General features: G+C 72.0%; 18 protein-coding genes. 7 read left to right on the forward strand and 11 right to left on the reverse strand.

Features of this window, described 5'->3' with window-relative positions; all coding sequences use genetic code 11:
- The first annotated feature begins 176 nt into the window (after positions 1-176).
- On the forward strand, positions 177-521 hold the full coding sequence (locus ACFWE2_RS04145; protein ID WP_377222947.1) for a hypothetical protein: 345 nt from the start codon (positions 177-179) through the stop codon (positions 519-521).
- A 106-nt stretch (positions 522-627) separates the two neighbouring features.
- Here ACFWE2_RS04145 and ACFWE2_RS04150 read toward each other — a convergent pair whose 3' ends face one another.
- Positions 628-2,811 (reverse strand): prolyl oligopeptidase family serine peptidase, encoded by a 2,184-nt coding sequence (locus ACFWE2_RS04150; RefSeq protein WP_377222948.1) that lies wholly within the window; start codon positions 2,809-2,811, stop codon positions 628-630.
- 95 nt (positions 2,812-2,906) lie between these two features.
- Entirely contained in the window at positions 2,907-4,943 is a 2,037-nt protein-coding gene (locus tag ACFWE2_RS04155) for a cytochrome c oxidase assembly protein (RefSeq protein ID WP_377222949.1), read from the reverse strand.
- Positions 4,944-5,110: 167 nt separating this feature from the next.
- On the opposite strand from ACFWE2_RS04155, the gene ACFWE2_RS04160 reads away from it, so the two are divergent.
- Positions 5,111-5,392, forward strand: a complete 282-nt coding sequence (locus ACFWE2_RS04160) for a WhiB family transcriptional regulator (RefSeq protein WP_377222950.1) — start codon at positions 5,111-5,113, stop codon at positions 5,390-5,392.
- Positions 5,393-5,601: 209 nt separating this feature from the next.
- Here the strand turns inward: ACFWE2_RS04160 and ACFWE2_RS04165 are convergent, their stop codons facing one another.
- The 4 genes from ACFWE2_RS04165 to ACFWE2_RS04180 form a co-directional block, all read right to left on the reverse strand.
- Entirely contained in the window at positions 5,602-7,056 is a 1,455-nt protein-coding gene (locus ACFWE2_RS04165) for a dihydrolipoamide acetyltransferase family protein (protein WP_377222951.1), read from the reverse strand.
- Between the two features lie 73 nt (positions 7,057-7,129).
- Entirely contained in the window at positions 7,130-8,161 is a 1,032-nt protein-coding gene (locus tag ACFWE2_RS04170) for an alpha-ketoacid dehydrogenase subunit beta (RefSeq protein ID WP_377222952.1), read from the reverse strand.
- Between the two features lie 5 nt (positions 8,162-8,166).
- Positions 8,167-9,336, reverse strand: a complete 1,170-nt coding sequence (gene pdhA / locus ACFWE2_RS04175; RefSeq protein ID WP_377222953.1) for a pyruvate dehydrogenase (acetyl-transferring) E1 component subunit alpha — start codon at positions 9,334-9,336, stop codon at positions 8,167-8,169.
- 314 nt (positions 9,337-9,650) lie between these two features.
- Entirely contained in the window at positions 9,651-11,195 is a 1,545-nt protein-coding gene (locus tag ACFWE2_RS04180; protein WP_377222954.1) for an MFS transporter, read from the reverse strand.
- 101 nt (positions 11,196-11,296) lie between these two features.
- On the opposite strand from ACFWE2_RS04180, the gene ACFWE2_RS04185 reads away from it, so the two are divergent.
- The gene (locus ACFWE2_RS04185; protein ID WP_377222955.1) at positions 11,297-12,193 is read left to right on the forward strand and encodes a helix-turn-helix transcriptional regulator; all 897 of its coding nucleotides are present in this window, start codon (positions 11,297-11,299) and stop codon (positions 12,191-12,193) included.
- Between the two features lie 106 nt (positions 12,194-12,299).
- Here the strand turns inward: ACFWE2_RS04185 and hisC are convergent, their stop codons facing one another.
- Complete coding sequence (gene hisC / locus ACFWE2_RS04190) at positions 12,300-13,388, reverse strand: histidinol-phosphate transaminase (RefSeq protein WP_377222956.1); 1,089 nt, start codon at positions 13,386-13,388, stop codon at positions 12,300-12,302.
- Between the two features lie 14 nt (positions 13,389-13,402).
- On the opposite strand from hisC, the gene ACFWE2_RS04195 reads away from it, so the two are divergent.
- Positions 13,403-13,810, forward strand: coding sequence for a phage holin family protein (locus ACFWE2_RS04195; RefSeq protein ID WP_377222957.1), 408 nt, complete (start codon positions 13,403-13,405; stop codon positions 13,808-13,810).
- Here the strand turns inward: ACFWE2_RS04195 and ACFWE2_RS04200 are convergent.
- Positions 13,800-15,353 (reverse strand): hypothetical protein, encoded by a 1,554-nt coding sequence (locus tag ACFWE2_RS04200; protein ID WP_377222958.1) that lies wholly within the window; start codon positions 15,351-15,353, stop codon positions 13,800-13,802. The two genes, ACFWE2_RS04195 and ACFWE2_RS04200, sit on opposite strands and share 11 nt — an antisense overlap.
- On the reverse strand, positions 15,350-15,679 hold the full coding sequence (locus tag ACFWE2_RS04205) for a hypothetical protein (protein WP_377222959.1): 330 nt from the start codon (positions 15,677-15,679) through the stop codon (positions 15,350-15,352). The genes ACFWE2_RS04200 and ACFWE2_RS04205 overlap by 4 nt, the downstream gene beginning before the upstream one ends.
- 148 nt (positions 15,680-15,827) lie before the next feature.
- Between ACFWE2_RS04205 and purB the strand changes: the two genes are divergently transcribed.
- The 3 genes from purB to ACFWE2_RS04220 all read left to right on the forward strand — a co-directional run bounded on the left by purB (position 15,828) and on the right by ACFWE2_RS04220 (position 19,362).
- Positions 15,828-17,327, forward strand: a complete 1,500-nt coding sequence (gene purB / locus ACFWE2_RS04210; protein WP_377222960.1) for an adenylosuccinate lyase — start codon at positions 15,828-15,830, stop codon at positions 17,325-17,327.
- 128 nt (positions 17,328-17,455) lie between these two features.
- Entirely contained in the window at positions 17,456-18,826 is a 1,371-nt protein-coding gene (locus tag ACFWE2_RS04215) for a M20 family metallopeptidase (RefSeq protein ID WP_377222961.1), read from the forward strand.
- 161 nt (positions 18,827-18,987) lie between these two features.
- Positions 18,988-19,362, forward strand: a complete 375-nt coding sequence (locus ACFWE2_RS04220; RefSeq protein ID WP_377222962.1) for a hypothetical protein — start codon at positions 18,988-18,990, stop codon at positions 19,360-19,362.
- Between the two features lie 96 nt (positions 19,363-19,458).
- Here the strand turns inward: ACFWE2_RS04220 and ACFWE2_RS04225 are convergent, their stop codons facing one another.
- Both ACFWE2_RS04225 and ACFWE2_RS04230 read right to left on the reverse strand, forming a co-directional pair.
- Positions 19,459-21,708, reverse strand: a complete 2,250-nt coding sequence (locus tag ACFWE2_RS04225; RefSeq protein WP_377222963.1) for a YhgE/Pip family protein — start codon at positions 21,706-21,708, stop codon at positions 19,459-19,461.
- Entirely contained in the window at positions 21,705-24,539 is a 2,835-nt protein-coding gene (locus ACFWE2_RS04230) for an MMPL family transporter (RefSeq protein WP_377222964.1), read from the reverse strand. The genes ACFWE2_RS04225 and ACFWE2_RS04230 overlap by 4 nt, the downstream gene beginning before the upstream one ends.
- Positions 24,540-24,558: the final 19 nt, after the last annotated feature.

The following is a 24,558-nucleotide window of genomic DNA, read 5'->3' on the forward strand; positions in this document are numbered from 1 at the left end:
GCGTGTCGGCCCCTGCGGTCGGGAGCCCTGGCGTGTCCGCGCGGCGCGTCGAGCAACGCAAACCCGCTGACCTGCGAAGGCGCTGCGGACCTCCTGGAGGGCGGCTCGACCGGCGGGGAACGGCGAGCGAGGGGGTAGACACGGGGGACACAATGGATGACCAGGAGGTGATCGGGATGGCAACACTCGACGAGGCTCGGTCCGCAAAAGCCGCATTACGGCAAAAAGTGACCGGGCTCGACGGTGTGATCGGAGTTGGCGTCGCCCCTGAGTTCACGACGTCTCTCGGGCAGCCCCCGCGCGAGTACCCAGCACAGAAGCACGCGAAGTCCGGCACGTCCGGTAGATCATCGGTCGAGGTCCTGGCCGAGGAGGTCTCGGTGGAGCAGGTGACCGGCTCCGGCGGAAGCTGGGTCCTTCAGATCAACGTGACGGACCCCCGCCTCGTGGACAAGGTCCCGGAGGAGATCAACGACGTCGCCGTGCGCGTGCGCGTCGTCGGCGCGGTCCGAGCAGGCTGAACCACAGGCATGCCTAAGTAGAGCGCCTGTCCGGACGCATCCTCGGGTTGCCGAAGTAGAGCGCCTGTCCGGACAGACGCTCTACTTCGGCATACCTGTGGTTGGGTCAGCCGAGGGTCGTCGGGAGCTCCGGCGTCTCGCCCAGCACCTGCTCCGCCAGGAACGCCGAGACCACCTGGTACCAGACCTTCGCGTTCTGCGGCGTGAGCACCCAGTGGTTCTCGTCCGGGAAGTACAGGAAGCGGTGCTCGGTCTCGCCGTCGTCGGAGGCGGGCAGACCCGACTTCGTCAGCAGCTCGAACCACAGGCGCAGGCCCTCGCCGACCGGGACGCGGTAGTCCTTGTCGCCGTGGATGACCAGCATCGGGGTGCGGATCTCCCCCACCGCGAGGTGCGGGCTGTTCTCCAGCGCCATCTCCGGCGTCATCTCGCGCGCCCAGTAGTAGCCGGCGTCGGTGGTGGGGCCGAACTGGTCCAGCGCCCACAGGCTCGCGTGCGTCACGACCGCCTTGAATCGGTCGGTGTGCCCGGCCACCCAGTTCGCCATGTAGCCGCCGAACGAGCCGCCCATGGCCGCCGTACGCGTCTCGTCGATCTCCGGCAGAGCCTCGGCGGCGTCGGTGATGGCCATGAGGTCCGTGAAGGGCGCCTGGCCCCAGGCACCCCACCCGCGCTGGATGAACTCCTGGCCGTAGCCGGTGGACAGCGCAGGGTCGGGCAGCAGCACCGCGTACCCCTTGGCGACCATCAGCCACGGGTTCCAGCGCCAGCTCCAGGCGTTCCAGGAGCTCAGCGGGCCGCCGTGGATCCAGAGCAGGAGCGGGGCCTTGGCCTCGGGGCCGGCGTCGGCGGGCAGCGCCAGCCAGGCGCGCACCCGGGAACCGTCCTCCGCGCTGGTCTCGATCTCGGTGAGGCGGCCCGGCAGCGCGGGAACCGCCACCGGCGAGCGCAGCGGCGTGGCGGCGACCGGCGTCCGCTCCCCCGGTGCGCCCGAGGCGAGGAAGCCCCCCAGGTCGATCCGCACGGGCTCGGCCGGCGCCGCGTAGGAGGCGCGCAGTCCGAACAGCGTGGTGCCGTCGGACGTGACGGAGAGGTCGGAGAAGACCGCGTCGTCGGCGGTCAGCTTCTCGACGGTGACGTCGCTGCCCGGCAGAGCCCCCGAGAACGTGAGGACGAAGACCGGCCCGCGACCGTCGTCGTCGGCCTGGACCAGGAGGCCGCTGCCGTCCGGGAGCCAGGTGGGCCGGCCGGGCCAGCGGTCCCAGTCGTCGGCGAGCACGACCGGCTCGGCGGAGCCGTCGGTGGGCACGAGGGCCAGCCGGATCACGGGAGCCTCGGTCGGGGACGAGATCGACTCGGTCACGTAGGCGACCCAGGCGCCGTCGGGCGAGATGCGCGGGTCCCCGGCGTCGGCGTCCGGGTCGTCGACGAGCACCCGGCGGTCGCCGGTCACCGTGTCGACGACGACGAGCGTGCTGCGGGTCGCCGCACCGGCGTCGGGCACGCTCCAGGTGGTGACCAGCGTGGTGCCGTCGGCCGACAGGTCCGCGGAGTGCTCCTCGAGGTGGCGGCCCGGGCCCGTGAGATCACGCAGGTCGAGGTGCTTGCCCGAGGGGTTCTCCTCCTCGGCGGTCTCGTCCTTGGCGTCCGTGGTCCCGGGGGCGTCGGGCAGCGGAGACGCCGGCTCGTCGGTGAGCGTCGTGAGGTCGCCGGCGAAGCGCCGCACCTGGTCGGGTCCGAGGTCGTGGTCCCAGAACCGCACGGGGTAGCCCGTGTGCAGGATCGCGGAGACCTTTTGGTCCTTGCGGGCCTTGCGGAGCTCGGCGTCCTGGGTCAGGCCCTTCGCGGAGGGCAGGAGGCTCGTCGCGATGCTCACCGTGTCGGCGCCGCGGGCGGCGAGCGCCCCCGACACGCCGCCGACCGGGGCCGCGATGACACGGGCCTCGCCGCCGTGGGCGGGCAGGAGCCAGAGGGCCGACGTCGGCTCGGTGGCCGAGCCGGCCGGGCCGCCGTCCGGGTCGGGCCTGGCCGAGGTGAAGAGCAGGTCGCCCGAACGGGTGAAGACGGCGGACGACTCGCCCTTCGTGGAACGGGTGAGCCGCCGGGCCGGCGCCTCACCCGCCGGATCGAGCTCCCAGAGGGTCGTGCGGTAGCCGGTGCGCTCGGCGTCGAGCGTCTGGACCGTTGCGACGACACGGGTGCCGTCCGGGCTGGCCGTGAGGCCGGCGAGGCGTGGGATCGCCACGTAGTGGTCGAGGTCGTGGAACGGGGTCTGCGGAGATTCGCTCACTGAACACGTCTACCACGCGCGCACCTGGTTGTGGGCGCGATTTTTGCGCCTGTGCGCCCGTTCCAGGCGCAGCGGTCCCGCCCACGACCAGGGCTTCAGGAGTCCGCCCGTCTGGCCTTCTCGGCCAGCATCTTGTTGTACGCCTCCAGCTCGGCGTCGCCGTCCCGTTCCGCCTTGCGGTCGTTCCGTTTGGCCTCGCGCGCGTCGGACCGGGTCCAGGAGATCGCGACGCCCACCGCGAGCAGCAGGGTCGGCAGCTCGCCGATACCCCAGGCGACGGCGCCGCCCTTCTGCTGGTCCTCGATCGCGCTGGGCCCCCAGGGGCGGCCCATGAGCCCGAACCAGTCGGGCACGAGCAGGGCGGTGCCCGAGGTGAGCGTGACGCCGAAGAAGGCGTGGAACGCCATGGTGGCGAACAGGAGCACGAGCCGCAGGGGGTACCCGGGGCGCGACGGCCCCGGGTCGACGCCGACCAGCGCGTTGGCGAAGAGGTATCCGACGAGCGTGAAGTGGACGATCATCCACAGGTGGCCCGCGTAGGTCGTGAGCGCGAGCTCGAACAGGGGCGTGAAGTAGAAGACGATCATGCCGCCCGCGAACAGGACGGCGGCCACGACCGGGTTTGCCATGAACCGGCCGAACGCGGAGTGCACGAGCACGAGCACCCATTCGCGCGGGCCCCGCGAGTCGTCCATGCGCGCCGGGACGGCCCGCAGCAGCAGGGTGACGGGCGCGGCCAGCACGAGGAACAGCGGCACCACCATCGCGAGAACCATGTGCTGCACCATGTGCGCGCTGAACAGGACGTGCCCGTAGGCGGCAGCGCCGCCGTTGGTGGCCCAGAACAGGACCAGGATGCCGAGGCACCAGGAGATGGTGCGGCCGACCGGCCAGGCATCCCCACGGCGCCGTAGCCGCAGCGTCCAGCGCACGTACACGAGAACGGCGGCCGCACACGCGAACGCGACGATGACGTCCCACTGGAACTCGGTGAACCAGCGCAGCACGGTTGGCTCGGGTGGCAGCGGGTGGCCGGTGACGAGCTCGGCGGGGGTCGGGTCGGCGATCGCCTCGTCGGGCACGGGCGGTGCCGTGGAGCCGAGGGCGACCGCCACACCGGACACGGCGCCCATCACACCGACCTCCACGGCGGCGAGTCGCCAGAACAGGCCGATCGCCGCGTTCCTGGTGGTGGTAGCGGCGGAGAGCCGGGAGACCACGGTGCTGCGGTGCAGATAGCCGAGGCCGCCGAGGACGAGCAGCAGTGCGGCCTTGACCACGAGCAGGACCCCGTAGTCGGTGCTCAGCCCGTCGAGCGAACCGATCCGGACCCAGGCGCTGACGACGCCCGAGACCGCGACGGCGGCGAAGCACCAGAACGCGATCTCCGAGTAGCGCCGGATCACGTCGGCCGTCGCGGCATATCGGAGGCCGACGAAGGCGATGGCGGCGAGCCCGCCGATCCAGAGGGCAGCACCCCCGAGGTGCAGGAACAGGGCCGAGATGGCGACGTCGTGGCTGGCGGCGCCGGCGGCGTGGCCCGTCGAGGACTGCATGCCGAGAGCGAGCAGCGGCAGCGCGATGGTGCCCAGCGCGCCCGCCGGGCCGCGGACCAGCAGTGCGACGGCCGCCGTCAGCGCGGCGACGATGACTATCCCCAGGTACGTACGACCCACGGGGATGGTCGTCACGTACTCGATCAGCGCGGGGCCGAACCCCTCCGCGTCCAGCGGCAGGTACCAGGACCACGAGAACCGCAGCACCAGCTGCACCAGCGCCGCGAGCGTCCAGACCCCGGCGGCGACGCCTGCGACGCCGAGGGCCCGGTCGGCCAGCGGTCCGCGCGGCAGCACGAAGGCCGCCAGCGCGAGGGCCCCGACGGTCAGCGCGACGGCCAGCTCGGTGACCACCGTCGCGACGGGGGCGCCCCAGCGCACGAGGACGCCCGGGTCGGTGAAGTTCGCGAACGCGGTGAAGGCGCCGGAGAACGTACCCGCGGCGAAGAGCGCCGCGAGCGCCACGAGGCCGGCGGCGGGCAGGGCGGTGACGAGCCACGAGGGGCTCGTCGGGCCGCTGGCTGTGCTCGTCCGAGCAGGTCTGCTGGTCCTGTTCCGGGCGTCGGTCGGCGTCACGCAGACCAGCCTAGGCGCGCTCCGGGGCCGTTCCGACCGTCTTCCGGTGTCCGGTTGACCACGCCATGACCCCGAAAACCGGGCATTTCGACGGAGTTCCGACGCAGTGGAAGAAGAATTTGGCGGATTTGTGCACCAAACCCAACCCTTTAGCCCTCCTCTGCGTTGTGACCAGTGTGGACCTCGCGAACATCATCACCGAGACCGACGCCTCCGTCCCGTGCTCGGAACAGCCCGAGCTCTGGTTCGCGGAACATCCCGCGGACCTGGAAGAGGCGAAGCGCGCGTGCGCTGTCTGCCCGCTGAAGGCGCAGTGCCTCGCGGGCGCGCTCGCGCGCCGCGAGCCGTGGGGTGTCTGGGGCGGCGAGATCGTCGTCGACGGCACCGTGCGCAGCCGCAAGCGTCGTCGGGGCCGGCCGCGGTCGATCGGAGGGATGCGCGTGGCGTGACCGCCACGTGACCAGAGACTTTCCATGAGGCACGGCGATCGAGCTCATTCGCCGTGAGATACCGGAGCAGTGCGCTCTCCGCACCGAGGATCTCCCAGACGGATCCGGACGAGCGCACTGCCCCGGTCGTACTACGAGTCAGACCCCCAGGTCACCCGACCTGGGGGTCTGACTCGTTCTCGGCTCGGCTCAGCCCGGTTCAGCTCGGTTCAGCCCCAGACGAGGCCGTGGGCCGGCTCCTCGAGCACCCGTGCGACGTCCTTGATGAACCGCGCACCCAGCTCGCCGTCGGCCAGCCGGTGGTCGAAGCTGAAGCTGAGCTGCGTGACCCAGCGCGGCTTCACCTTGCCCTTGTGCACCCAGGGCTGCTTGCGGATCGCGCCGAAGGCGAGGATCCCCGCCTCCCCCGGGTTGAGGATGGGCGTGCCCGTGTCGATGCCGAAGACACCCAGGTTCGTGATCGTGATGGTGCCGTCGGACATGTCCGTGACGGAGGTACGGCCGGCCCGTGCGGTCGCCGTCAGCCCGGCGAGCGCCTTCGCGATGCCGAGCAGGTCGAGCGTGTGCGCGTCCTTGATGTTCGGCACCACGAGCCCGCGAGGCGTCGCCGCGGCGATGCCGAGGTTCACGTAGTGCTTGTAGACGATCTCCTGCGCCGCGTCGTCCCAGGAGGCGTTGATCTGCGGGTGCCGCTTCACGGCGAGCAGCACCGCCTTTGCCGCAACCAGCAGCGGCGTGACCTTGACGTCCGCGAAGTCGCGGTCCTCCCTGAGGTTCGCCACGAGCTTCATGGTCTTCGTGACGTCGATGGTGTGCAGCACCGTCACGTGCGGTGCCGTGAAGGCGCTGGCGACCATCGCCTCGGCGGTGCGCTTGCGCACCGACCGCACCGGGACGCGCGTCTGCCGCCCGTCCGGCGAGACCACGCCGGAGGCGAGCCACGGCTCGTCGTCCGGGTAGTGGGTGAGGGTCGCCGCCGTCGAGCGCTCGGCGTGGGCGACCACGTCCTCGCGCGTCACGATGCCGCCCGGACCCGACGCGTGCACGCCCGCCAGGTCCACCCCCAGGTCCTTGGCTAGCTTGCGGACCGGCGGCTTCGCCAGCACCCGCGCCCTCGCGGCCGTGGTGGTCCCGGTGTCCGACGCCGGTGCCGCCACCCGCACCGGAGCGGCCGCCACGGGGGCTGCCACCGGCGCGGGTGCGCGGGTCTCGGCCACCGCTACGGGTGCCGGGGCGACCGGCGCAGGGGCGGGCGCGCCCACCTGGTGCCGACGCCGGCGGCCGCTGGCCTTCGCCTCGACGGTGCCGTAGCCGACGAGCACCGATCCGGAGCTCTCGTCCTGGGCGGCCGCGGGTGCGCCGCCGGCGGCCGAGGCGGCGCCGTTCGGGGTCGACCCGGCGGGGCCGTCGGCGTCGTCGGACACCGTGATCTCGATGATCGGGGTGCCGACGTCCACGGTGGTGCCCGCCTCGACGAGCAGGGCGGACACCGTTCCCGTCCACGGCGACGGCAGGTCGACGAGCGACTTCGCCGTCTCGATCTCCACGATCGTCTGGTTGACCTCGACGGTGTCGCCGACTGCGACCTGCCACTCGACGATCTCGGCCTCGGTAAGGCCCTCACCGACGTCGGGGAGCGGGAACCTCTGGGTCTTCGAACTCACTCTGGGCTCACTCTCCGCTCACTCGGCTCATCCAAACAGCAAATCCGTGGCTGGTTCATCTGTCGCTCACAGGTCAGTGCGCGAAGGCGCGGTCGACGGCGTCGAGCACACGGTCCACGCTCGGCAGGTACTCGTGCTCGTGCTTGGCCACCGGGTACGGGGTGTGGAAGCCGCCCACGCGGAGCACGGGCGCCTCGAGAGCGTAGAAGCACTCCTCGGTGACCCGGGCCGCGATCTCGGCGCCCGCCCCGAAGAACACGGGTGCCTCGTGGATCACCACGCAGCGTCCGGTCTTGCGCACGCTCGCGACGATCGCCGCCGTGTCGAGCGGCGAGATGGCACGCAGGTCGAGCACCTCGGCGGAGCGGCCCTCCTCGGCGAGCGCGTCGGCGGCCTTGAGCGCCGTCGCGACGGACGGGCCGTAGGCGACGAACGTGACGTCGGTGCCCTGGCGGACGACGTGTGCCGAGTTCAGCGTCTCCGTGCCGATGGGAGCGCCCAGGTCGACCGCGCCCTTGCCCCAGTAACGGCTCTTGGGCTCGAAGTACAGCACCGGGTCCGGGGAGGCGATGGCCTCCTGGATCATCGTGAACGCGTCCTGCGGGGTGCTCGGGGAGACCACGCGCAGACCCGCGGTGTGCGCGAACAGCGACTCCGGGCTCTCGCCGTGGTGCTCGACGCCGCCGATGCCGCCGCCGTACGGGATGCGGATGACGACAGGCATCTGCACCGCACCGCGCGAGCGGTTGTGGATCTTGGCGAGCTGCGTGGTGATCTGGTTGAACGCCGGGAAGACGAACCCGTCGAACTGGATCTCGCAGACCGGCCGGTAGCCGCGCATGGCCAGGCCGATGGCGGTGCCGACGATGCCGGACTCGGCCAGCGGCGTGTCCACGACGCGCTGCTCGCCGAACTCCGCCTGCAGACCGTCAGTCACGCGGAAGACGCCGCCCAGCGGGCCGATGTCCTCACCCATGAGCATGACCTTGTCGTCGCGCCGCATCGCGGCACGCAGGCCCTCGTTGATCGCCTTGCTGAACGAGAGCGTCTGGATGCCCGACGCCGGTTCCGGGGCGCCGGACGTGGTGTGCGTGCGTTCCGCCATGGTTGTCATCGTGCGCCTCCCTGCGCTGAGTCCGCTGTCGCGTACTGCGGGGCCGGCGGGTCGCCGGCGTCGTAGGCCTCGTACCAGGCACGTTCGGCGGCGACGGTGCCGTGGGGTGTCGCGTACACGTCGTCGAACATGCTCGAGACGGCCGGGCCGCCGTCGAGGGCGCGGACGCCGGTGCGCAGCTTCGCGCCCAGCTCGTCGCCCAGCGCCTTGATCTCGGCCTCGAAGTCGTCGTCGAGCGCGCCCTCGGCACGCAGCAGCGCGCCCAGCCGGTCGATCGGGTCGCGGCCCCGCCACAGCTCCTCCTGCTCGGAGGTGCGGTAGCGGGTGGGGTCGTCCGACGTCGTGTGGGCACCCATGCGGTACGTGAAGGCCTCGATGAAGCTGGGGCCCTGGCCGAGCCGGGCCCGCTCGAGGGCTTCCTGGGTGGCGGCGTACACGGCGAGCACGTCGTTGCCGTCGACCCGCAGGCTGGGCAGGCCGAACGCCTCGCCCCGCCTGTACAGCGGGGTCTTGGTCTGCCGGATGGTCGGCTCGGAGATGGCCCACTGGTTGTTCTGCAGGAAGAACACCACCGGTGCGTCGTTCACCGCCGCGTAGACCATCGCCTCGTTGACGTCGCCCTGCGAGGTGGCGCCGTCACCGAAGTAGGTGATCACGGCGGTGCCGTCGTGCTTGTCGAGCGGGGTGTTGTCCCGCTGGACGCCCATGGCGTAGCCGGTGGCGTGCAGGGTGTGCGCGCCGATCACGATCGTGTAGACGCTGGTGTTGTGCTCGGTCGGGTTCCAGCCACCGTGGTCCGAACCGCGGAAGAACCGCAGCCGGTCGACAGGGTCCAGGCCGCGGACGTGCAGCACGCCGTGCTCCCGGTAGGACGGGAACACGTAGTCCTGCGGCCGCAGCGCGTAGGCACTGCCGACCTGCGCGGCCTCCTGGCCACGAGCGGGCGCGAACAGGGCCAGCTCACCCTGTCGCTGGAGCGAGGTCGCCTCTTCGTCGAACCGACGAGTCAGGACCATGTCGCGGTACATGCCACGAAGGTCTTCCGTGGTCAGGGCCGCAGCGCGGTCGCGATACCCCTTGGAACCGCGCGTGGTGACGCGGTTCCCTTGGGGATCGAGTAGCTGCAACGTCGGGATCGCCTCGTTGGAGCCGTTGGTCGTAGTCACGCTTCCTCCTTCAACTGCGGACGCGAGCGCCCGCTGTTGCGGAGACGCCCGGCCCGTTCCGGGGACCTTTCCATCCTGGCACGGGTCCGGCCGGAAATTTAGCCGATCCGCAACCTACGCTCTCGTAGCCTACGCAAGCGTAGGCTACGGGACCGTAAGTTGGTCTGCCGCGATGACGGCCAATCCTTCGACGGACCGTTTGTCGGATTCCACCAAGCGGCGCGACGGAGTCTCGACGGACGGGCCCCCGGACCTGCCACGCGGCGTCTGCGTCTCGTCCGGTCCGCCCCCGCAGACCGGCCAGGACGAGCGCCTCAACCCGCGGCGTCGCGCCGGGTGATGTGGTGGGCCAGGAGCGCGAACACCACGGCGCACCCGGCCTGGACGGTCAGCGCGGTCGCGAAGCCGACAGCGAGGCCCGAACCGGAACCCGTGGCGTTCGCGGCTGCGGTTCCGCCCGCGGGTCCGCCCGCCGCGGCGGCCACCGCGTGAAAGAGACTGCCCAGCAGTGCGACGCCCAGTCCGATCCCGAGCTGCTGCAGCGTGGTGAGCAGCCCACCCGCCACGCCGGCCGCCCAGTCCGGCGTGCGCGAGAGCACCGTCTGGAGCGCAGGCCCGTACATGAGCGCCTGGACGGCGCCGAGCACGATCAGCAGCGGCTGCAGCGCCGGCGGGGCGCTCCGACCGTCGTCGAGCGCCACCACCAGGGCGATCCCGAGCAACGCGACGGCCTGCCCGGACGCGGCGTAGACCATGATCCGCGGCCCCACCCTGCCGAGGACGCCCGGGAGCAGCAGCGCCGCAACAAGGAACCCGCCGCCGAAACCGAGCGTCACCATCGCGACGCCCCAGCCGTCGGCGCCCCAGGCGGTGCGCGCGTACTGCGAGATCTCGTACAGGATCGCTCCGTAGGAGACGAAGAACAGCAGCGTCATGAGCAGGCCGTTCCGCACCACCGCGACCCGTAGCACGCTCGGCGGCACGACGGGTAGACCGCCCCGTCGCTCGGTGGCTCGCTGCGCGAGCGCGAACGCCGTGAGCGTCACCGCGGCCGCACCCAGCAGGCCGAGCGACCAGGCCGGCCAGCCAGCCGTCGGACCGAGGGTCAGCGGTACGACCAGGGCCACCAACCCGCCCCCGAGCAGCACCGCGCCCCTCAGGTCGAGCCCGAGGGGTGCGGTCGACCGCGACTCCTGGACCGCCCGCAGGCCCGGCAGGGCCAGCAGGGCGATGAGCCCGGTGACCACCTGGACCGCGCGCCAGGCCAGGTGCTCGGGGAAGGTGACGGCTATCGCGCCCGCCACGACCTGGCCGGCGATCGACGCGACCGCCCCGGCCGCCGTGAACAGGATGATGCCGCGGGTGCGGAGCCGGTCGGGTGCCGTGGCCTGGATGCTCGTGAGCACCTGGGGCGTGAACAGCCCGGCGGCCAGGCCGAGCGCCGCGCGCAGGGCCACCAGGGAGACCACGCTCTGGGCGAGCCCGGTCAGGACGGCCAGCGCCCCGAAGGCGATCAGCCCGATCAGGAGCAGCCGGCGACGCCCGTAGCGGTCGCCCAGGCGGCCGGAGACCACCAGGCCCGCCGCGAACGTGGTCGTGTAGGCGGACAGCACGAGCTGCCCGCCCGACGGGCCGGCGTCCAGGTCGGCGGCGATGGCCGGGATCAGGAGGTTCACCGCGCCGAACGTGAAGTTCACGGGCAGGAAGGCGAGCAGCAGGACGGCGAGGCCGCCTGCGGTCAGCGCTCGCGCCGGGTTCAAGGCCGGTGAGGTGGTGGCCGGCGGCATGACCGCTGGTGTGCTTGCCGGGGCGGCCACGGGCGTGCCCTGGTCGACGGCCGTAGGGAGAGATGGCGTCATGCTCCGACGATGCGCATGTCGACATCCTGGTACCAGGAGCCTGCTCATACGGGTACTGGCACCACCTGGTTGTGCGGGCACGACGGGGTGACACTGGTCCGGTGACCAGAACGACACCGGAGCACAAGGCCCTCGGCGCCTTCCTGCGCGAGCGTCGCGGGCGCGTGACCCCCGCCGAGGTCGGGCTGCCGCAGGCCGGCCGCCGCCGGACCCCCGGCCTGCGCCGCGAGGAGGTGGCGCAGCTCGCCGGGGTCGGCGTCACCTGGTACACGTGGCTCGAGCAGGGACGCGCCCCCAACCCGTCGGACCAGGTGCTCGACGCCGTCGCACGGACACTGCGGCTGCGGCCCGAGGAGCGGCGGCACCTCATGCTGCTGGCCGGGCGGACCGCGGAGGCCGGGCCGCACGCCCCGGACCCGCTCATGGAGGTGCGGCCGGAGCACGTGGCGATCCTGGAGCGGCTCCTGCCCTTCCCCGCCGCGATCCAGACCGCCGCCTACGACCTCGTCGCGGCCAACCGCAGCTACCGGTTCTTCTTCGGCGACCTCGACGCGGTCGACCCCGTCGACCGGAACTGCGCATGGCTGCTGTTCACGCACGAGGAGTGGCGCGCCTGCCTCGTGGAACCCGAGGTGGTGCTCCGGGACCTCGCGGGACGGATGCGCGCCCGCGCTGCCGAGTTCCCGCACGACCCGCGCTGGCCCGGGTTGCTGGGCGGCCTGCGCGAACGCTCGCCCGAGTTCGTACGGTACTGGGACGAGCACGAGGTGCGTGGCGACCGGACCCAGCTACGCCACTACCGGTCGGCGCGCGTGGGCCGGCTCGACACGATCTTCCAGAGCCTGTGGCTCGACCGTGAGCGCGGCGAACGCATCGTCGTGCTGACCCCCGCCGACGCCGCCTCAGCCCGCCGGCTGGAGCGGCTCGACGCGCTGGTCGGCGCGGCACCGAGGTGGACCGCCCGGGACGGCGTCCTCACGGACGCGCTGGTCGGCTGAGGCGGCGGGGCCGCCAGCTCCGAACGGTCGGCAGAACGTCAGGTGATCGGCAGCTCGGGCTGCCGATCACCTGACCTCTTGCCGATCATCCGGCTGGTCGCCCGGGTCAGCGCCAGGCTGACGCGACCTTCAGGAACGCGTCGTTCGCATCCGGGGAGCCGATGCTCACGCGGATGCCGTGGCCGGCGAAGGGACGCACCAGGACGCCCGCCGTCTTCGCCTCGGCGGCGCGGTCCATCGTCTGCTCGCCCAGGTCGAACCACACGAAGTTCGCGTGCGTCTCCGGCAGCACCCAGCCCTGATCACGGAGGCTCTCGACGACGCGAGCGCGCTCGCCGACCAGCGCCTCGACGTGCTCCATCAGCTGACCCTGCGCCTCCGGCTCCAGTGAAGCCAGTGCGGCGGCCTGCGCGACGTGCGAGACGCCGAACGGCGTGGACACAGAACGGATCCCGGCGGCGAGGCGTGGCTCGGCGATCGCGTAGCCGACGCGGAGCCCCGCCAGGCCGTGCGCCTTGGAGAGGGTGCGCAGCAGCAGCACGTTCGCGTGGCGCGTGTACACGTCGATCCCGTTCGGCGCCTCGGGGTCACGCACGAACTCGAGGTACGCCTCGTCCAGCACGACCAGCACGTTCTTCGGTACGGCCGCCAGGAACGTCTCGAGCTCGCCCGCATGCACCGCGGGGCCGGTCGGGTTGTTGGGCGAGCAGACGAACACCACGCGGGTGCGGGGCGTGACGGCGGCCGCCATCGCGGGCAGGTCCAGCCGGCCCGTGCCCTCCTCGAGCGGCACGGTCACGGCCTTGCCGCCGGACACGGCAGCCGCGATCGGATAGGCCTCGAACGAGCGCCACGGGAACACGATCTCGTCCCCGTGATCGACGACGGCACTCAGGATGTGCGACAGCAGCGCGACGGACCCATTGCCGACCACGACATTCTCGACGGCCACGCCGCTGTGTGCCGCGAGCGCCCCGACGAGCTCCTCGGCATACATGTCGGGATACCGGTTCACCTCGGCCGCTGCGCGCGTGATGGCGGCCTGGACCGACGGCAGCGGCGCGTACGGGTTCTCGTTGGACGAGAGCTTCCAGGCCGGTGCGCCCGCGCCGACGCGCGCGCCGGGAACGTAGGCGGGGAGTGCCGACACGGCCGGGCGGAGCGGTACGAATGCTTCTTCCACGGAGGTCAGCATGCCACGATGACCAGATGAAGCTCGTGGCGCGCATCCTCATCACCGCACTCGCGATCGGGCTGTCGGCCCTGATCCTCGGCTCCCACATGGACATCGTCAGCAACGGCACCACCCTGGGCACGATCCTCGCCACGGTGGTGGTCGCGGTGATCTACGGCCTCGTGCACATGATCGTGAAGCCGATAGTCCAGCTCATCTCGCTGCCGCTCTACATCCTCACGCTCGGCCTGGTGTCGTTCCTGATCAATGCGCTCATGCTGTGGATAACGACGCTCATCACCAACCAGTCCTGGTTCTCGGACCAGCCCAACTGGGGTCTCGAGGTGACCGGCGGCTTCTGGTGGTTCGTGCTCGCGGCGCTCGTGATCTCGGTGGTGCAGACGATCCTCCTGGCGGTCCTGCCGAACAAGATCACCGACTGACCCGTTCCGCGCGGTAGAACGTGGTGCTCACCGTCGTCCCGTCCAGTCGCGTGCCGATCCGGTCCGCCACCTCGGTCACCCTGGGATCGCCGAGGCCGATGGCCAGGTCGAGCGTGCGGACGTGCGTGCTGACCGAGTGGGCCCGCCCCACGTCGCCCGACACCGCTCGGTCGTCCGCGTCGGCGGAGTCCCGGAGCGACCGGACCACCGTCACGCGGTCCCTGGTGCGGGGGTTCTCCGCGGCGGACCGGCCGTCGGCGTGCGAGACGAGCTCTTCCGGCGTCTCGAGGTGCAGCACCGGGATGCCCGGCGGTGTGGTCAGCAGGCCGGTCGGCGACCCGGCGGTGACGAGCCCGCCGATCCGGTAGCGCTCCGCGAAACCCGCCCGCGACACCAGCGCCGTCGCGGCGATCCCGCCGAGGCTGTGTCCGACGAGGGTCACCGGCTCGTCGGGTCCGACGCCGGAGTCGGCGAGCGCACGCTCGACCGCGGCGGTGGCGCCGTCCGCCTGGCCGGCGACGAGCTCGACGTCGGTCCGGCCGTCCCACGGGTGTTCGGCGGGCAGCGCCGACTGGGTGCCGGGGATCAGCACGGTCCACGAGACCGCGCCGTCGGGCCCGGTGACCTTCTGGACCGCGACGGTGCCCGGCGGCGCCCCGCCGGTCGCCGGGTAGAGGCCGTCGATCCTGGCCACCGCCTCCTGCACCGACCGGGCGCCGGTGTCCGACCAGGCCGGGGGCGAGCCGTCCGCGAAGTCTTCCGCGGTGATCCGCGTGACCCGGACCCCCTGGTCGTCGTTTCCCAGCAGCGGAAGCTCCCGGGACACGTGCGCGAGCACACCTGCTCCTCCGGCGATGCCGGGGTAGCCGTTGGCGAGCCCCGGCTGCGCCCAGCCGACGCCGCTGCCCAGCCCGGCGAACACCTCGTCGGAGTACGGGGCCAGGTCGCGCACGGCGGCCGAACCGAGCCATCCGCTGACTGCCCAGGACACACCCCCGGTGCTCGGTCCCCCGCCGACGCGACCCGCCAGATCGCCCGCGGCCAGGATCCCTGCTCCCGCCAGCCCGAACCCGCCCTGGCTGCCGAACGCGGCTCCCGTGCCGAAGGTTCCTGCGGTGACGAGCGCGCCGACCACCCGCTCCGCCGTCGAATCCGCCTCCTCGTAGAGCCCTGCCGCACGCAGCACCCGCCAGCCCAGCAGGTCACACAGGTTGGCATGCTGGACGAGGCTTCGTGCCACATCGTGCACGGCCTCCTCCAGCGCGCGGGCCACGGGGGCGAGCGCGGCGACGGGTTGGTCGAGACGGTCGCCGGGTTGCCGGGACATCGCTGCTCCCGCGGCTCCGATCAGCACGATGTCGTCGCTCGCGGCAAGGCACAGTCTCGCGGCCGACCGTAGGTCCTCGGCGGCGGCCGCCAACCGGGCCGCCGCTCGGCGCACCGAGTCGGACTCGACGGCTGTGACTCCCGCGCCCCCGAACACCGAGACGGTGTCCTGCGCCAGGTACGGGCCCTCCGGCGGCATCAACAGGGGTGCCGTCATCCCGGCCCGCCCCAGGCACGCAGGACGGTGACCCGGCTCATCGCCTCCCTCAGCTGCGAGATGTCGCGCGCGACGGCGCGCGCCGCCTCGGCCACGTCTGCCCGGTACAGCTCCGCCGCGGGCGCCTCCCAGTCCACCTCGACGGCGGCGGCGAGCAGCTGGTCGGCCCCCCGGGTCAGGAGCTCCACCGCGGCTGCGAACGCCGTCGCCGGATCCCCCGATCCGGGTGCGGGCGGTCCGCACGCGCCGGTCATCGGCTCTTCCTCGTCGCTCGTCCTGCTGTACCCATATCTCGCGCTCCCCGTCCGGTGTGCCTCATCGGTCACGACGCTATGCGCGGGCCGGGCACCGTCGTCGGCCGGGGACGACCGCCTGTGCACAGGGCGCCGAACTGGTCGGGTGTGGTCGGGCTCGCAGCGGTGCGGCGCCGTCCGGCGGGTCTGTGCGGGTCCCCTGCGGATCTCCCGTGGGAGAATGGAGAACGTGCCTGAGACGACCGCGCCCGCCGCCAGCCCGACCAGCCCCGCCACCCGCGTGACCCTCGCGGAGGTGAGCCCGGCCATCGCGCTCGGACCGCTCGACGGCCGGTATCGCAAGGCTGTCGCCCCACTCGTCGACCACCTGAGCGAGGCCGCGCTGAACCGCGAGCGCATCCACGTCGAGGTGGAGTGGCTGATCACGCTGTGCAACGGCGCGCCCGGCAGCTCCGTGCCGGTGGTCCCCGGCGCCCCCACGCTCTCACCGCAGGAGATCGACTACCTCCGGGCCATCCCGGCGACGTTCGGCGCGGACGAGATCGCCGAGCTGGCCGAGATCGAGCGCGAGACCGTGCACGACGTCAAGGCCGTCGAGTACTTCATCAAGCGCCGCATCGCCGCGGCGCCTCAGGCGCTCGGCACCACGAGCCTGCCCGCCGCGAGCGAGCTGGTGCACTTCGCCTGCACCAGCGAGGACATCAACAACCTGTCGTACGCGCTGATGGTGCGCGGCGCGGTGCGGGAGGTCTGGCTGCCGGCCGCGACCGCCGTCGTCGACCAGCTCGCGGGTATGGCGCGCGAGCACGCCGCGGCGCCGCTGCTGTCGCGGACGCACGGCCAGCCCGCGACGCCGTCCACCCTGGGCAAGGAGCTCGCGGTGCTCGCCCACCGCCTGCGCAGGCAGCTCCGCCGTATCGAGGGCGCCGAGTTCCTGGGCAAGCTGAACGGCGCCACCGGCACCTACGGCGCGCACACGGTCGCCGTCCCGACTGCCGACTGGCCCGCCGTGTCGAAGGCGTTCGTCGAGGGCCTGGGCCTGGACTGGAACCCGCTGACCACGCAGATCGAGTCGCACGACTGGCAGGCAGAGGTCTACGCGGACATCGCCCGCTTCAACCGGATCCTGCACAACCTCGCGACCGACGTGTGGACGTACATCTCGCTCGGGTTCTTCACGCAGATCCCTGTCGAGGGGGCCACCGGCTCGTCCACGATGCCGCACAAGGTGAACCCGATCAGGTTCGAGAACGCCGAGGCCAACCTCGAGATCTCGTGCTCGCTCCTGGACACGCTCTCGGCGACGCTCGTCACGAGCCGCCTGCAGCGCGACCTCACCGACTCGACGACCCAGCGGAACATCGGCCCCGCGTTCGGGCACAGCCTGCTCGCGATCGACAACGTGTCACGCGGCCTGGACCGGCTCGCCGTGAACGAGGCCCTGCTGCGCGAGGACCTCGACGCCAACTGGGAGGTGCTGGGCGAGCCCGTCCAGTCCGCGATGCGCGCGGCCTCCGTCGCGGGTGTGCCCGGCATGGAGAACCCGTACGAGCGCCTCAAGGACCTGACCCGCGGCCAGCGGGTGGACGGCGCGCGCATGCGCGAGTTCGTGGCCGGCCTCGGCCTGCCGGACGACGTCGCCGCCCGCCTCGCAGCCCTGACCCCCGCCACGTATACGGGGCTGGCCGAGCAGCTCGTGAAGGACTACCTGGAGGCCTGACACACCTCGCGACGCTGCTCCAGGGTCAGCGCGCACGAGTGTGCGGCGTCAGGCACCGTACGCCCCGGCGACGAGCGCTGTCCGTTCGATTTCCTCCTGGGCATCGGCACCTTCCATACGATGGCCGCATGAGCCGCCCCACCCCGCCCAGCACCGCCTACCTGGACCACCTGGTCGCAGAGACCGTCGGGCGGCGGGAGGCGCTGACCGGCGCGGCACCCGCGGGCGGCCTCGACTCCGTCGGCGGACAGGAAGCTGCGCTGCCCGACGGCGGTGCGCCCGCCGCACTCCACTCCACGATCGAGCAGGCGGCCGAGCGGCTGGAGCCGGAGCTCGCCGAGATCGTGCGGCGGCTGCACGAGCACCCCGAGACCGCTTTCGAGGAGCACCGCAGCGCGGCGACGCTGATCGAGGTGCTGGCTCGGCACGGCGTCGAGGCGGAGCAGGGCGCCCACGGGGTGCCGACGGCGTTCCGGGCAGAGACCGGCGGTCCCGCCGGGCCGACCATCGCGATCTGCGCGGAGTACGACGCGCTGCCCGGCATCGGTCACGCCTGCGGCCACAACGTCATCGCGGCGTCAGGTGTCGGCGCGTTCCTCGCCCTGCGTGAAGTCATGACCTCGGCCGACGCGCCCGCAGGGCGGGTGGTGCTCCTCGGCACACCTGCCGAGGAGGGGCACACCGGCAAGGAGGTCCTGGCGCGCAACGGAGCCCTCGACGGAATCGATGCCGCGATCATGGTGCACCCGTACGGGCTCGACGTCGCCGATCAGGTCTGGCTCGGTCGACGTCTGCTGACCTGGACCTTCACCGGGCGGCCCGCGCACGCCTCCGCCCAGCCGTACATGGGTCGCAACGCGCTGGACGCCGCCAGCCTGGCCTACCAGGGCATCGGCCTGCTACGGCAGCAGATGCCGCCCGTGGACCGGGTGCACGCGACGATCGCGGAGGGCGGCACCAGGCCGAGCATCATCACGGAGCGGGCGGTCGTGCACCTGTACGCACGGTCCAAGTACGCGGACACCTTGCGTGACCTGTCGCGCCGCCTGGACGACATCGCGTACGGCGCCGCGCGCATGACGGGCACAGACGTCGAGATCACCTGGGACGACGGCGCACACCCGAGCCTCCCGGTGCGCACCAACCGGCGGCTCACCGACCGCTGGGTCGTGGCGCAGCGCCGCCGCGGGCGTGACCCGCTGCCAGCCGGCGTGCTCTCGGAGACGCTCGCGGCGTCGACCGACTTCGGCAACGTCTCCTTCCGCATACCCGGGATCCACCCCCTGGTGCAGGTCTCGGCCCCGGACGTCGCGCTGCACACCGCCGAGTTCGCCGCCGCGGCGGCGACCCCTGCGGCGGTGTCCGCCGCGGTCGACAGCGCGGCCGGGCTCGCGTCGACGGCCCTGGACTACCTGTACGACGCCGGGCTGCGAGCCGCGGTGCACGCGGAGTTCGCCGAGGAGGGCGGCGCCGTGGACGTGCCCGCGTACTTCGACTGACTGTCGGCTCACCGTGCCGAGGACGACCATGCACCTGCTGCCAGGTTCTGGCGCGGCCTGGCAGCAGGTGCATGGTCATTCCGCGCTGAGCTTGGGCGAACCGAGGCGCCTGGCGGGAAAACAGCGCGCTCTGAGGCAGTGGGCGACCGTATGGTCGGGCCATGACGACGCCGGAGATCGCCCCCACCGACACCTGGCTCGCCGTCACGCGCGAGGACGGCGAGACCGTTGGCTACCTCGAACCGCTGACCGACGACTACGCCGACGTGCTGCCGCGCAACCGCCTCGGTCATGCTGTCGGCGAGGCGCAGGACTATCACGCGGCCGAGGAGCTCGTGCTCGAACGCGGCCTGGCCGAGCTGGCGGAGTACTGGTTGCTCGACGGCGAGGGTCCTGAGCTCACGGTCATCGAGCTCTCGCCCGAAGGGATAGTGCTGCGCGACGCGCTCCTGTCCAAGGCGCTGTCGCCGACGAAGCGGGTGCAGGTCCCGTGGCCGGACACGGCGGAACGTCTCCGCCGAGCCCCGGCGAGGTAAGGCGGCCGCAGGCGGAGAGAGGACCGGGGAGAGATGGGACCCGCAGCTGCTGCGGGTCCCACCTCTCCCCGGTCCTCTCTTGGCGTTGTGGCTGGGTCAGGCGGTCCGGAAAAGCTCCGCGACCCGGACCGTGCGCTGGCGTGCCACCATGATCGTCGTGACGGCCACGCCGGCGATGCCCCACAGGACCACCGAGGCGATCACCAGGCCGACGCTTCCGGTACCCGGTTCGACGAGGCGTCCCAGCCCGACAGTCGCGGGGCCGACCGGCAGGAACGCCGCCAGACCTTCGAGCACCGCCGGCACGGTCGACACGACACCTGTCGCGATGACGAGCACCGCGATCAGCAGGCTGATCCCCCGGCCGACGTGTCCGAGCGCCGCTGCGAGCGCCTGGTTGACCGCGACGAACGCGACCGAGACCAGCGCGCCGACACCCATCGTCGCCGCCCAACCTCCGGCGTCGAGATCCTCGATCCCGGCGAGGACGGCGCCTGCCGCGAGGCCGGTGGCCAGGCCGACCGCCGCCGGGAGGGCGAACGTCTCGAGCGTGAGCCGCAGCGCACCACGGGTCGACCCACGGGCGTGCAGCGGGACCGGCGAGAACACGATCATCAGCGCGAGCGCGCCGAGCCAGAGCGCCAGGACCGCGAACATCGGGCCCGTCGCGCCGGTGTCGAGGTCGGTGACATCACCGTCGGTGGCGACCGGGTCGGCCACCACGGACGCGAGCGACTTGCGCTCGTGCTCCGTGTAGGACGGGATCTCCTCGGTGGCCTGTCCCAGGCCGTTCGACAGGTCCTTCGCTCCGCCGGCCAGCTCGCCGACGCCGTCGGCCAGGCCGTCGACGCCCGTCGCGAGCTGGGAGGTTCCGGTCTCCAGCTCACCGACGCCGTTGGCGAGCTCTGTCGCACCGGCCGCGATGCCACCGGCTCCACCGGAGAGCTCGCGTGCGCCGCTGGCCAGGCCGGAGGCGCCGGAGGCTGCCTCGTCCGCGCCGGACTGCAGTTGTGTGAGGCCGCCCGCAAGCTGATGGGCACCGCCGGCAAGCTCCGCGGTACCGCCCGATACCTGCTCTGCAGCGCCAGCGAGCTGGTCAGCGCCCTGCGCGAGACCACCGATACCTGCAGTCAGCTCGTAGAGACCCGTGGGCTTCTTTCCGGGCGTCCCGGCGAGACCTGTCATGCCGGCCGCAACCTGCCCTGCCCCGGCCTCAAGCTTCTTAAGCTCGGGGAGCTGGCCGCACAGAGCAGTGAGCCGAGGATCGAGCGAGGGGTCGGCGCACGACTGCTCAAGGCCCGCCACCAGCTGGCTCACCCCACCCGAGACCTCCGTCGCGCCTGATGCGAGCGCCGACGCGGCCTCCGCCGGGCCTGGGTTGCCCTGACTGCCCTGCAGTTTGGCCGAGGTCTGCGCGAGGCCACCGGCTAGGCCCTTGGCGCCGTCAGCGACCCCTTTCGTACCCGTTGCGAGCCGGTCGGCACCGGTGGCCAGATCAGCCGCTCCGGATGCCGACTGTCCAGCGCCGTCTGCCAGCTGCCCCACGCCCGCAGCGACCTGGTCTGCGCCGGCGGCCCACTGGTTCGCGCCCGTTGCCCACTGCCCCACGCCGCCGGCCAGGCTGTTCACGCCGTCGCCGACTCCGGCCACGCCGGCCGAGGTCTGGTGTGCCCCGTCGGCCAGCTTCTCGGCGCCCTTGCCCGCCTCGTTCGCACCGTCGGCAAGCTGGTCGGCGCCGTCGGCGGCCTTGCCCAGCTCCTCCGAGAGCGTGGAGAAGCCGACGAGGACGTTGTCCACGTAGGTCTCCGTGAGGGTGCTGCCGAGCACGCTGGTAGCGGTCTGCGCCACCACCTGCGCGAGGGCGTCGTCGAGCACGCGGCCGTTGGCCGGGGTCGCGACGTCGATGGTCGCCTGGCGTGCCTTCGCCGGGTCGTCGCCGCCGAACGACGTCGCCGCCGCGGAGAAGCCCTTGGGGATGGTCACGACTGCGGCGTACGTACCGTCGGCGAGGCCGTCGGCCGCGCCCGCCTCGTCCGTGATCTGCCAGTCGTAGCTCGCGTCCGACGCCGGCACCGCCGCTGCGTCCCCGGCCTTGGCGTCCGCGGTCTCACCGCCGCTCACCAGACCTGCGGCGAGCTGACGGCCGAGCGGAACGGTCTGACCGTCCACCTTCACCGGCTCGTCGAGGTTCACGATCGCTGCCTTGACGGTGTCCAGCCGGTCCTGCGGGTTCCACAGAGCGGAGATCAGCAGTCCCAGGATCATCAGCGGTAGCAGCGCCACGGCGACCGCGCGCCACGGGTTGCGGAACGGCTCGGGCCGCAGCCATCTCGTTGCGGTGCTCATGCCCGCACCTCCTGCTCTGTCACGTTGGTCGGATGGTCACGTTCTGTATCGAGGGAATCGGCGCGCGCGCCCGCACTGACGTCCAGCACCGGGGTGCCGGACGGCGCAAGATCGGTCGCCGCTGATCCCGTCGAGCCGAGCAGCACCGCGACGCCCGCACGCTGCGCGCCGGCCACCGCCTGTGCCAGCTCGGCCCGCGCGGTCAGGTCACCCACCGTCTCGGTGGCGTCCACGACGAGCACGCGGGGCTTGTCCCGCAGGGCCTGGCGGACCGCCTCGGCGGGGTGTCCGCCCTCGGCGGCCGAGTCGATGACCGCCACGTTGTGCCGCACCGACGACGCCCGTTCGGGGAGCACCAGCCCGGCCGTCTTCGCCACGCCCCCCGTCACGCGGAGCCGGCCGGACACCGCGAGCAGGAAGGCGCTGACCGGTGCGGTGGCGTCACCGCGGACGAGCAGCGTGCCGCCGTCGGGCACCCGGACACTCACCGGGCCGACGATGCGACCCGACCGGCCGCTGACCTCGAGGTCTCCGGTGGCCACCGCGTCGGTAGCACCCGGCTCGGGCCAGTCGGTGAGCGACAGCTCGCGGGTCAGGCCCTCACCCTCGACGTCGAACGACGGGAGCACCCGGTCGAGCCACTTCGGCATGTACCAGGCCTTGTCCCCCAGCAGTGCGAGCACCGCCGGGACGAACATCATGCGCACGACGAACGCGTCGACGGCCACACCGACCGCGAGGCCGAGGGCGATCGGTTTGATGTTCATGTCGCCGTGCGGGACGAACGCGACGAAGACCGCGATCATGATGATCGCCGCGGCGGTGACGACCTTCGCCGAGCCCTGGAACCCTGTGGTGATCGCGTGCCGGGCGCTGCCGCCGTGCACATAGTCCTCGCGCATGCGGGACACGAGGAAGACCTCGTAGTCCATGGCGAGCCCGAACAAGATGCCCATGAGCACGATCGGCATGAAGCTGATGACCGGCCCGGAGCGGGTGACATTGAGCGCCTCCGCGAAGACGCCGTGCTCGAAGACGAGCGTGACGACACCGAACGCGGCGCCCACGGAGAACAGGTACCCGATCGTCGCCTTGAGGGGCACCGCGATCGAGCGGAACACCATGGTCAGCAGGATCAGCGACAGACCGACGACGACCAGGGCGAACGGCAGGAGGGCCGCACCGAGCTTGTCCGACACGTCGATGCCGACCGCCGTGAAACCGGTGACGGAGAGGTCCACGCCGTACTCGTCGAGGAAGTGGTCGTGCTGCGCGCGGATCTCGCGCACCAGGTCCTCGGTCTCGGCCGACGTCGGGCCGCCCTCGGGGATCACCTGGATGATGCCGGTATCCGCTGTCTGGTTCGGCGTCGACAAGGGTACGTCGGCCACACCCGGCAGGTCCTCGATCTCTGCCCCGAGCTCGTCCATCAGCGCGACGGGGTCGGTGCTGGTCACGATGGAACCGGTGACGATCAGCGGTCCGTTGAAGCCGTCACCGAAGTGCTCGGAGACCAGGTCGTACGTCACGCGCGCCGGGTCCTCCTTCGCCATCACGCCCGCGTCCGGGAGCGCGAGGCGCAGGTCGGTCGCGGGGAAGCTGAGCGCACCCATGGCGACAATGACCAGCACGACGGTCAGCGCCGGGACCTTGGTCACGAGCCGGACCCAGCCGGCGAAGAAGCGGTTCGGCTTCTGCTCCGGTGCGGTCATGACGTCCGCGCGGCGGCGGGTCACCTCGGGCTCGTCGCCCGCCGCGACGGCGGCAGCGGCCGCCTTGGCGGCGGCCCGCCGAGCGCGCCGTGACGGCTTGGGCCGCAGCCGCTCCCCCGCGAACCCGAGCAGCGCGGGCAGCAGCGTGAGCGACACCAGGACGGTGATGCCCACGGTCACGGCCGCCGCCACACCCATCGTGGTGAGGAACGGGATACCCGCCACACCGAGGCCGACCAGCGCGATCATCACGGTAAGGCCGGCGAACACGACCGCGGACCCAGCGGTCCCCGTCGCCCGGGCTATCGACTCGTCGACCTCGAGCCCCTTGCCGAGCTGCTCCCGGTGCCTGGACACGATGAACAGCGCGTAGTCGATACCGACCGCCAGGCCGAGCATCACGGCCAGGAGCGGCGTGGTCGAGTTGATCGGGCCGAGCGCGGTGGCCGCGAACAGCAGCCCCATCGAGATGACGACGCCGAGGAGCGCGTTGAGCAGCGGCAGGCCCGCGGCAACGAGGGAGCCGAGCGTCACCACCAGGACCACGAGCGCGACCAGCAGGCCGATGCCCTCGGTGAGCGTCATCCTGGGGAGCTCCGACGAGAACAGCTGCCCACCCAGGTGCGCCTCCGCACCGTCGGGCAGGGCCCGCGCGAGCGCGTCCGTCTCTTCGTGCAACGCGTCCTTGGTCGCGTCGGTGATGGACCCCTGATCACCGTCGAGCTGGATCGTGAGGAGCGTGGCCTGCTCGTCGTCGGAGATCGACGCCGGCATCTGCTTGTCGTACGGCGAGGTGACCACCTCGACCTGCGAGACGTCCTCGAGCGCCTCGACACCGTCGGTGATGGCCGCGCGCATCGGCTCGTCCTTGATGGACCCACCGTCGGGTGCGACCACTATCACCTGTGCGGAGGCACCGCTGACCTGCGGGAACGTCGTCGCGAGGCGGTCGAGGGCATTCTGCGACTCGGTGCCAGGGATGGTCACGGCGTTGTCGAGGCCCTGCTGGAGGAAGCCGGCCGCACCGCCCACGAGAAGGAGCGCGACGACCCATCCCGCGACGACCAGTCGACGAGCGTGGACGGCCCAGCGGCCGAGGGAATAGAGAACGGAGGACACGCAGGCTCCAGGGGAGAGG

Source organism: Promicromonospora sp. NPDC060271, from assembly GCF_042726755.1.
Taxonomy (GTDB): Bacteria; Actinomycetota; Actinomycetes; order Actinomycetales; family Cellulomonadaceae; genus Promicromonospora.

Bases quoted from the DNA above. Each gene is read 5' to 3' on its own strand.
- hisC (WP_377222956.1), bottom strand. From the start codon at position 13,388: ATGCTGACCTCCGTGGAAGAAGCATTCGTACCGCTCCGCCCGGCCGTG.
- ACFWE2_RS04220 (WP_377222962.1), top strand. From the start codon at position 18,988: ATGACGACGCCGGAGATCGCCCCCACCGACACCTGGCTCGCCGTCACG.
- ACFWE2_RS04215 (WP_377222961.1), top strand. From the start codon at position 17,456: ATGAGCCGCCCCACCCCGCCCAGCACCGCCTACCTGGACCACCTGGTC.
- ACFWE2_RS04145 (WP_377222947.1), top strand. From the start codon at position 177: ATGGCAACACTCGACGAGGCTCGGTCCGCAAAAGCCGCATTACGGCAA.
- ACFWE2_RS04180 (WP_377222954.1), bottom strand. From the start codon at position 11,195: ATGACGCCATCTCTCCCTACGGCCGTCGACCAGGGCACGCCCGTGGCC.
- ACFWE2_RS04195 (WP_377222957.1), top strand. From the start codon at position 13,403: ATGAAGCTCGTGGCGCGCATCCTCATCACCGCACTCGCGATCGGGCTG.
- ACFWE2_RS04170 (WP_377222952.1), bottom strand. From the start codon at position 8,161: ATGGCGGAACGCACGCACACCACGTCCGGCGCCCCGGAACCGGCGTCG.
- purB (WP_377222960.1), top strand. From the start codon at position 15,828: ATGGAGAACGTGCCTGAGACGACCGCGCCCGCCGCCAGCCCGACCAGC.
- ACFWE2_RS04200 (WP_377222958.1), bottom strand. From the start codon at position 15,353: ATGACGGCACCCCTGTTGATGCCGCCGGAGGGCCCGTACCTGGCGCAG.
- ACFWE2_RS04225 (WP_377222963.1), bottom strand. From the start codon at position 21,708: ATGAGCACCGCAACGAGATGGCTGCGGCCCGAGCCGTTCCGCAACCCG.